This is a genomic window from Streptococcus mitis, assembly GCF_023109105.1.
Lineage (GTDB): Bacteria > Bacillota > Bacilli > Lactobacillales > Streptococcaceae > Streptococcus > Streptococcus mitis_BW.
Genome location: NZ_JALDTZ010000035.1, coordinates 1 through 531, shown reverse-complemented (window position 1 = coordinate 531; position 531 = coordinate 1). Strand labels below are relative to the sequence as shown.

Genomic DNA, 531 nt, shown 5'->3' with positions numbered 1-531 from the left:
GAAGGTATGACTCCATATTTCTCCTTCACCAGAAACTGTTGCTGTTTGCACTTCCTCTCCATTCGCTAAGAGATGGATTGTGATGGTTGACGGACGGAGACCATCTTGATTTTGGGCATCATCCCATTTCTTGGTTACTTGAACTTTAGTCTTAGAAGGAGTGTGGGTATTCGTAATCAATACCTGACCTGGATTGGTTGCTTCAACCGTTTGAGTATAACCTTCTGGCACTTCTGTTTCTTTCACTGTATATTGAACAGCTTTGCCATCTTTTTTCTCATCTAAATCAGAGAAGGTGTAAGTCCATTTGTTATCTTCAGAAAGCTCTACTACTTTACCTAATTCTTGACCATCAGCATAGAGTTGAACCTTGATAATCTTTGGACGAAGGCCGTCTTGGTTTTCTGCATCATCCCATTTCTTAGTCACTGTTAAACTAGTTTTACCTGGTTTGTAAGTGTTTGTGATAGTTGTACCGTTGATAGCTGTTGAGTAGTTTGCTACAGTATCTTCTGTCACAGTGTAGATGAT

Annotated in this window: 1 protein-coding gene; it reads right to left on the bottom strand. The window is 39.9% G+C overall.

Annotated features, from left to right (window positions below):
* Positions 1-519, bottom strand: a 519-nt coding sequence (locus tag M1F37_RS09940) for a Cna B-type domain-containing protein (protein WP_247935678.1), incomplete at its 3' end; no start/stop codon positions are given.
* Between the last annotated feature and the right edge of the window lie 12 nt (positions 520-531).